The organism is Ideonella sp. P3_A4, assembly GCF_056403075.1.
The window spans coordinates 1-8,263 of the sequence record NZ_JBFUGE010000264.1; the positions used below are offsets into that span (position 1 = coordinate 1).

General features: G+C 67.7%; 8 protein-coding genes. 1 reads left to right on the top strand and 7 read right to left on the bottom strand.

Annotated elements, in window-relative coordinates; translation table 11 throughout:
• Positions 1-104 precede the first annotated feature (104 nt).
• From AC1DYI_RS20550 to AC1DYI_RS20575, 6 genes are all read right to left on the bottom strand, one after another.
• On the bottom strand, positions 105-746 hold the full coding sequence (locus AC1DYI_RS20550) for a protein-methionine-sulfoxide reductase heme-binding subunit MsrQ (RefSeq protein WP_477205996.1): 642 nt from the start codon (positions 744-746) through the stop codon (positions 105-107).
• A gap of 32 nt (positions 747-778) precedes the next feature.
• On the bottom strand, positions 779-1,765 hold the full coding sequence (gene msrP / locus AC1DYI_RS20555; RefSeq protein WP_477205990.1) for a protein-methionine-sulfoxide reductase catalytic subunit MsrP: 987 nt from the start codon (positions 1,763-1,765) through the stop codon (positions 779-781).
• Between the two features lie 115 nt (positions 1,766-1,880).
• Complete coding sequence (locus AC1DYI_RS20560; RefSeq protein WP_477205991.1) at positions 1,881-2,267, bottom strand: hypothetical protein; 387 nt, start codon at positions 2,265-2,267, stop codon at positions 1,881-1,883.
• Positions 2,268-2,369: 102 nt separating this feature from the next.
• Complete coding sequence (ccsB, locus tag AC1DYI_RS20565; RefSeq protein ID WP_477205992.1) at positions 2,370-3,740, bottom strand: c-type cytochrome biogenesis protein CcsB; 1,371 nt, start codon at positions 3,738-3,740, stop codon at positions 2,370-2,372.
• Positions 3,737-5,800, bottom strand: coding sequence for a cytochrome c biogenesis protein ResB (locus tag AC1DYI_RS20570; protein WP_477205997.1), 2,064 nt, complete (start codon positions 5,798-5,800; stop codon positions 3,737-3,739). The genes ccsB and AC1DYI_RS20570 overlap by 4 nt, the downstream gene beginning before the upstream one ends.
• 198 nt (positions 5,801-5,998) lie before the next feature.
• The gene (locus AC1DYI_RS20575) at positions 5,999-6,655 is read right to left on the bottom strand and encodes a c-type cytochrome (protein ID WP_477205993.1); all 657 of its coding nucleotides are present in this window, start codon (positions 6,653-6,655) and stop codon (positions 5,999-6,001) included.
• A gap of 51 nt (positions 6,656-6,706) precedes the next feature.
• Here AC1DYI_RS20575 and yihA point away from each other — a divergent pair, with 51 nt between their 5' ends.
• Positions 6,707-7,435 (top strand): ribosome biogenesis GTP-binding protein YihA/YsxC, encoded by a 729-nt coding sequence (gene yihA, locus AC1DYI_RS20580; RefSeq protein WP_477205994.1) that lies wholly within the window; start codon positions 6,707-6,709, stop codon positions 7,433-7,435.
• Between the two features lie 57 nt (positions 7,436-7,492).
• Here yihA and AC1DYI_RS20585 read toward each other — a convergent pair whose 3' ends face one another.
• A complete protein-coding gene (locus AC1DYI_RS20585) occupies positions 7,493-8,008 on the bottom strand; it encodes a single-stranded DNA-binding protein (protein ID WP_477205995.1) in 516 nt (171 codons plus the stop codon).
• Between the last annotated feature and the right edge of the window lie 255 nt (positions 8,009-8,263).

Consider the following 8,263-nt stretch of genomic DNA (forward strand, 5'->3'; position numbering starts at 1 on the left):
GTGGTCCTTTGCGCTGGAGCTCCCTCGCGGAGGGGGCTCGGGGGAGCTGTGCGTACTGCCGAGAGGCTAGGAGCGAGGGGGCGGCAGAAGCCGCGCCCTCGCTTCTAGCCTGCGCTGACCGCCGGCGTGCGACGCGCCGGCGCTTGGGTGCGCTGCCGCCAAGCGTTGCGCACGCGCCAGCCCAGCAGCACGGCCATGATCGACGCATAGACCGCTACTTCGCCGTACAGGTGCTTGCCGGAACGCATCCAGAAGAAGTGCAGGATCGCCAGCAGCGCGATCGCATAGACCGCTTTGTGCAGTGCCTGCCAGCGCTTAGGCCCGAGCGCCTTGATCGCACGGTTGAACGAGGTGGCCGCCAGCGGCAGCAGCAGCAGCCAGGCGAGGGTGCCGACCAGGATGAATGGCCGCTTGGCCACGTCTTTCAGCAGCGCGTTGAGCTCCAGCCCCTGGTCCAGCCAGGCATAGGACAGCCAGTGCAGCGTGCCGTACAGGAAGGTGGCGACGCCGATTGCGCGGCGGTGCCGCAGCAGCTGGTGCCAACCGGTCCACTGGCGCAGCGGGCTGATCGCCAGCGTCAGCACCAGGCCACGCAACGTCCAGTCGCCCAGGCCTCGGATCAGGGCCTCGGCCGGGTTCGCGCCGAGCGTGTCGTTGATCGCGCCCCACAGCAGCCAGGCAAATGGCAGCGCGAGGAGGGTCCACAGCACAGGCTTGGCGGCCTTGTGCGCTAACCAGCGGTTCATCACGGGAGTGACCGTCACGTTCAGCGCCATGTTCAGTAGAATTTTTTCAGGTCCATGCCCGCGTACAGCTGGCCGACCTGGGCTTCGTAGCCGTTGAACATCAGCGTCGGCCGGCGCTTGGCGAACAGGCCGTCTTCGCCGATGCGGCGCTCGCTGGCCTGGCTCCAGCGCGGGTGGTCGACCTGCGGGTTCACGTTCGAGAAGAAGCCGTATTCGCTGGGGTTGGCGCGCTCCCAGCTGCTGACCGGCTGCTTGTCGACGAAGCGGATCTTGACGATCGACTTCGCGCTCTTGAAGCCGTACTTCCACGGCAGGATCACGCGAACCGGTGCGCCGTTCTGGTTCGGCAACACCTCACCGTACAGGCCGAAGGTCAGCAGCGCGAGCGGGTTCATCGCCTCGTCCAGCCGCAGGCCCTCGGTGTAGGGCCAGTCGAGCACGCCAGAGCGCAGGCCCGGCATCTGGGCCTTGTCGGCCAGCGTCGTGAACTGCACGAACTTGGCGTTGCCGGTCGGCTCGACGCGTTTGATCAGCTCGGCCAGCGAGTAGCCGACCCAGGGCACCACCATCGACCAGCCCTCGACGCAGCGCAGGCGGTAGATGCGCTCTTCCATCGGGGCCAGCTTCAGCAGCTCGTCCAGGTCGTAGACCTTGGGCTTCTTGACCTCGCCTTCGATGCTGACCGTCCACGGCCGCGGCCTCAGCGTGCCGGCGGTCTGCGCCGGCGAGTGCTTGTCGGTGCCGAACTCGTAGTAGTTGTTGTACGAGGTCACSTCGGCATACGGCGTAGGCTTGTCCATCACCATCGAGCCGGGCAGGGCGCTGCGGGTGCCGGGCAACGCGGCCAGCTTGCCTGGCCCTTGGGCCAGCGCTTCGCCAGCAGCCCAGGGGCCCAGGCCGGCGCCAGCCAAACCCCAGGCGGCTCGCTGCAGCCACTGGCGGCGTGCGTGGTAAACGGCTTCGGGGGTGATGTCCGACGGGGTGCGGTGGTTGAAACCGCGGTCCTTCAGCAGGTACATGGGGTGTCTCGCGCTGGCTGCGCCCGGCGGGCGCTTGAGGGTCTGTCGGGCAAACCGGTGAGACCTTACGCGCGGGCCCAGGTTCCCGTCAGCCACGGGCGTGACATCCTGACGCTCAGCCGGCGCTGCCGTCGTCGGTGGGTGGCGATGCGACGCCGGGGATCAGCGTGCCCAGCTCGGCGTCGCCGTACAGCCTCAGTGCATGGCTGCTGCGCCGCTCGCGGAAGCTCTTGCGCGAAAACAGCTTCGCCTGGGCCTCGGCGGGCAGGTCGGTGATGTTGATCAGGTTGCGGTTGATCAGCGTGTCGATCACGTCTTCGAGCACCCGCACGAAGTCGGCATCGAGGCGGGTGAAGCGTTCGTGGATATCGCCAGTGCCCGGATCACTGAGAAATGCCCGCACGTCGGGGTGGTCGTCGGCCAGAAACTCGCTGGCCTCGGTGCTGGCCTCGCGGTGCAGGCTGAGCACGAGGCCATCGGGATCGCGGCGAGCGTAGGGCATGGGCGCGATCCTAAGAAGACGAGGACGGGCCGGCGCCGGGCCGCCCCAAGCCGGCCGCTCCCCCTCGGGGGGACCGGGCCGCAGGCTCGTAGGGGGTCAGACTCACAAGGTCCCGTAGGAGTGCAGGCCCGACAAGAACATGTTCACGCCCAGGAAGGCGAAGGTCGTGACCACCAGGCCACCGAGCGCCCACCAGGCCGAGGCGTTGCCGCGCATCCCCTTCATCAGGCGCATGTGCAGCCAGGCCGCGTAGTTCAGCCAGACGATCAGGGCCCAGGTCTCCTTCGGGTCCCAGCTCCAGTAGCCGCCCCAGGCCTCGGCGGCCCAGAAGGCGCCCAGCACGGTGGCGATCGTGAAGAACGCGAAGCCGACCGCGATGGCCTTGTACATCAGGTCGTCCATCAGCTCCGGCGCGGGCGTGCGGGCATTGACGGGCGTGCGCAGCAGGATCATCAGCGCGAAGAAGGCCGCGGTGCCGCCGATCATGCGCAGGCCCTTCGTCAAGGCGCCCTGCATCCCGGCGTCCGGCGCGCCGAACAGCGCGTACAGGCTCATCAGCACCAGCACGCCGACGGGCACACCGACCAGACCGATCCACAGGTTGCGGGTGGTCGAGGTCTTCAGCAGGCAGGCCAGCGCGACCATCGCCGACAGCGCAAAGGTGCCGTAGCCGATGAAGTTGGCCGGCACGTGCAGCTTCATCCACCAGCTTTGCAGCGCCGGCAGCAGCGGCTGGATCTCGTGCGCCTCGCGCGCGAAGATGTACCAGGCCAGGAAGCCGACCGCCGAGCTGATGACCAGCATCACGAACGGGCCCAACGTACGCGTCTTGTAGTGCGCTTCGTAGTACAGGTAGAACAGGGTGGTCAGCCAGCAGAACAGCACGAACACTTCGTACAGGTTGCTGACCGGGATGTGGCCGACCAGCGGCGCGATCTGGTGGCTTTCGTACCAGCGCACCATGGTGCCGGTGAGCGCCATGAAGACGGCGGCCCAGGCCAGGCCCGAACCAATGCGCAGGCCGGCGCTGTCGCTGCCGCCTGCGCTGCCCGCCTGGCGCGAGAAGAAGCCGAACCAGTAGAACAGCGTGCTCATGAAGAACAGCGTGCCCATCCACAGAATGGCGCTCTGGCTCGACAGCAGATACTTGAGCCAGAACACTTGGCCGCCGGCGACCAGGTCGGCGCCGAAGCTGTCTGTCGTGCGGGCGTACAGGTTGATCGCCAGCAAACTGGCGCTGCCAACGGCCACCGCCAGCAAGCGCAGCGCGCCCCAGAACCAGCCCAGCGCGATCAGCGCCGGCACGGCGCCGAACAGGATGCCCTTCTCGTAACCATCCATCGACGCGCCGTAGCGGCGGAAGGCATAGGCCGCGCCGCCGATCACCAGCGCCGCGAACAGCCAATCGGTCGGGGAGCGCCGGCTCATGAGGCTTTGGCGGCCCAGGTCGAGCGTGGTGGTGGTCGTGTTCATGGTTTGCCTCCGGCCGAAGCCAGCATTTCATCGCGCAAGCGGTCGAACTCGGCATCGATGTCCAGCGTGCGCCGTGGCGTGGACATGGCAACCTGCACGCGCGTGCTGCCGGGAGACTCGCCATCGGCCAGCCAGACCCACAAGCGCCGCTCGCGCACGTAGAGCATCGCAAAGACACCGAGGATCAGCAACACCGCGCCCAGGTAGACCAAGGTCTTGCCCGGTGCGCGGGCCACTTGGAACACGCTGGCCTGCACGAAGTCGAAATTGGTCAGCTCCAGCAGCACCGGCGCAGGGTAGAAGAAGCTGTCGGACAACGAAAGCAGGGCCTGGGTCATGAATGCTTCGGTGGCCGGGCCCAGTTCGAGCGGTTTCAGGCCGGCTTGTTCCCGCGCCAATTGGTTCAGATCGAACACGGCGCCATTGAGGATGCGCAGCATCACCTCGGCGATGCGGGGGCGCTCGGCCTCGGGCACGCTGGCCTCGATGAACTGGCTGAGCGCATTCAGCCCACCGAGCCGTGTCGCTTCGGCGCCCTTGGCCGGGGCCTCGATGCCGGCAAACAGCGTCAGCGCCCGGGCGGCGGTCAGCCGCAGCTGCTCGGTCATCTCGGGCCTGCCTTCCGGCGTGGCCTGGGCGGCGTAGCGTCGTGCGGCCTGGTCGCGCAGGGCCGGGTCGTTCAGCGCGGCGCGCAGGCGCAGCCAGCCTTCGAGGCTGCCGTTCTCGTCGGCCGGCATGCGCAGGTAGTGAAAGTTCTCGGCCGTGGCTTCGCGCACGCCGGCAACGAACACGCGCTGGCCGTCCAGCTCGATCGGCAGCATGTAGTTGTGGAACTCGCGCGCCTGGCCGGCGCTGTCGCGCAGCCGGTAGGTGACGGACGGGCCCACGTTGTGCATCGTCTTGGCCTTGTCCGGGTTGACGCCCGCGCCCAGGTGCTTGTTCAGCGTGCCGACCAGGTCGACCTTGCGCACGTCCGTGCTGCCGCTGGCGCCGGCGTTGGCCTCGCCCATGTTCTCGACGTTGATGACCTTCAGCCCGGTCACTTCGACCTGCAGCCGCTGGTTGCCGCTGTCGCTGGTCAGGCCGGTGCTTTCGCCGACGCGCAGCTTCATCTCGAACGGCTGGCCGCCGACGCTCAGCGGGTAGGCCTTCAGCTGGACCTGCGAGCCGCCATCCTCCATGCTGCTCTGGTAGATCGCGACGCCGCGGTGGAAGGCCGGCTCGTTGACCTTGACCGTGGCCGGGATCGCCTCGCCGGTCTCGTGGTCGTGGATCACGATGTCGCTGGCAAACAGACGCGGCATCCCGCTTTCGTAGTACTCGACGTTGAACTTCTTCAGCTCGACGTCGAACGGCAGCTCCTGCAGCACCGTGCCCTGCGGCATCGTCAACAAGGCCACGCCGGCGCGGGCACCTTCGGGCACCATCAGGTTGCCGCGGAAGGTGGGGTTGTCGGCCGACAGGCGGTGCTCGGCCGGCACGTCCTTGACGAACTGGTAACCGCCATCGAACACACTCTTGCCGGCCAGCGCCATCTGCGCCCGCACGATCAGGTCACCGTCGGCCAGGCCGCCCAGGCAGATCAGCACGATGGCCGAGTGCGCCGACAGGTAACCCAGCTTGCTGGCGCGGCCGGTGCGTGCGGCGACCATCGTGCCATTCGTGCGCACCTGCGCGCGGGCGCGCCAGCCATGCTTGCCCAACACCGCGGCCACCTGGGCCAGCGCGGCCTCGCGCCCGATCGGCAGCACCGCGTCGGCCTTGTGGTGGAAGAAGGCCAGCGACTGCTCGCGCACGTGCTCTTTGAAGCTGCGCAGGTCGGCCACGATCTTCGGCGCATTGCGGGCGATGCACAGGCTGGTCGAGACGACCAGGAAGGCGATGATCAGCAGGAACCAGGGCGCCGAATAGATCGTGAAGAGCTGGACGTGGCCGAACAGCTCGGCCCAGAACGGGCCGAACTTGTTGACGTAGTTGTTGAACGCCTCGTTCTGCTGCACCACGGTGCCGACGACGGCTGCGACGCAAATGACCACGAACAGCGTGATCGCGAAGCGCATCGACGACAGCAGCTCCAGCACCTGACGCGCGCCACTCGGGGCGGCGGGGCGGGGCGGTGGGGTGTCGAGCGCGTCCAGCGGGTCGACGAAGTCGGTCGGTGCGGTCATGGGCGGATTATCGGGAGCGCAGGCGGTCGACAAGCGTCCAAATGAAAAAGCCGGTCAGAGACCGGCCTTCACGGGGCGCATGCAATGAAATCAATGCAGGCCGGCGATGTAGTCGGCGACCGCGGCGATCTCTTCGTTGTTCATGCGGGCGGCGATCGCCTGCATCGGCGCGCTGTTGGTGCGCTTGTGGTCGCGGAAGGCCTTCATCTGCGCGTCGAGGTAGTCGGCGTGCTGGCCGCCGATGCGCGGGTACTGGGCCGGGATGCCGGCACCCGTCGGGCTGTGGCAGCCGGCGCAGGCGGGCACTTGCTTGTCGGCGATGCCGGCGCGGTAGATCTTCTCGCCCAGCGCGACGGTGTCCTTGTGCTTGGCGAAGCCAGGCTTGGCCTGCTTGCTGCCGTAGAACGCCGTGACGTTCTTGATGTCGGCTTCGCTCAGCGGGGCGGCCATGCCCTGCATGACCGGGTTGGTGCGCTTGCCAGCCTTGAACTCGGTCAGCTGCTTGGCGAGGTACTCGGGGTGCTGGCCTTGCAGGATCGGGTTGGCGGGCGAGCCGCGCGAACCGTCGGCGGTGTGGCAGGCCGCGCAGACGTTGGTTGACAGTTCCTGGCCCTTGACAAGGTCCACCTTGGCGGGCGCCGCCGGCTCATTGGCGAACACGGGCAGCGCCAGCGTGAAGGCCACCAGGGCGGCAAGGGCGCCCCATGAGTTTTTGGCGGTGATGGCGAAGGCGACAGGGGTCTTCATCTCGGCAGGCCTTGATTGTTCGAACAAAACCCGCGGATTTTACAATGCTCCATGACCGCATCGAACCGCCCGCAAGCCGGCGCACCGGATGAGGCCACGCGCACCGCGTTGGCCTGGGCCCACGGGGCCCGCTTCCTCACCACCGCCAGCCAGCTGGACCAACTGCCTTCGGGCGACATGCCGGAGTTCGCTTTCGTCGGCCGCAGCAATGCCGGCAAGTCGACCGCGATCAACGCGCTGGCGCAGCGACGGCAGCTGGCCTTCGCCTCGAAGACACCGGGCCGCACCCAGCACATCAACCTGTTCGAGCTGGGGCCGAAGGACGCGCCCGACTCCTACCTGGCCGACCTGCCGGGCTATGGCTATGCCACGGTCGCACGCACCGCCAAGCTGCGCTGGCAGCAGGTGATGGCCGACTACCTGAAGATCCGCCGCAACCTGGCGGGCGTGGTGCTGCTGGTCGACAGCCGGCTCGGTTTCACGCCGCTGGACCGGCAGCTGCTCGAGTTCGTCGCCCCGCGCGTGACCACCGGCGAGGTCAAGCTGCTGGTGTTGCTGACCAAGGCCGACAAGCTGAGCAAGAAGGAACAGGCAGCGGCGCTGGTCACCGGGCAGGAAGGCCTGGTCGACCTGGCCACCGAGAGCTCCGATGTGGGCCTGCTGCTGTTTTCGGCGCCCAAGCACGTGGGCCTGAACGACCTGGCCGACACCGTCTACGGCTGGGCGCACCCAGGGGCCAAGAGCGCCGCTGTCGCGGCTGTGGCCGCTGACGGGCCGTAAAAAGACGAAAGGCCTGGCGCGAAGCGGCAGGCCTTCAGGAGCGATGGCTTCCGGGTGTCAGAACGGGATGTCGTCGTCCATCTCGTCGATGCCGGCGCTCGAGCGCGGTGCCGGGCGAGGTGCCGGTGCACGCGGCGCGGGGGCAGGTGCGCGACGGGCGCTGCCGCCACCACCGCCACCCCCCTCGTCGGCCTCGCGGCTGTAGCCGTCGTCACCACCACCGCCGGTGCCAGTGCCTTCGCGGCCGCCCAGCAGCTGCATCGAATCGGCGACGATTTCGGTGGTGTAGCGGTCGTTGCCGTCCTTGTCCTGCCACTTGCGGGTCTTCAGGCGGCCTTCGATGTAGACCGGGCGGCCCTTTTTCAGGTACTCACCGGCCACTTCGGCCTGGCGGTCGTACAGCACGACCGAGTGCCATTCGGTTTCTTCCTGGCGCTCGCCGGTGTCGCGGCTCTTCCAGTTGCGGGTCGTGGCCAGGCGCAGGTTGCACACCGCCGCGCCGCTGGGGGTGTAACGCACCTCGGGGTCGCGGCCCAGGTTGCCAATGAGAATGACTTTGTTGATCGAGGCCATGCGGGCGGCTCCAGCAAGAAATCTGTGGGAATGTCCAGTGCCCGATTGTGCCGCAGCGCCCCGGTGCCCGGGCAAAACAAAGGCTCTTTGCGCATTGAGTAGTGACAGGCGCAGGCCATGAGCCAGTGGAAGTGCATCGTGCCAGGTAGACGGCGGCAAGCCGGGTTCCCTGGAGAAGGCGATGCAGGAACAAGACTGGAAGCGGTGGTTGAAGCGGTTGCACGAGCTCAGCGCTCGGCAGCGCCAGGCGCTGAT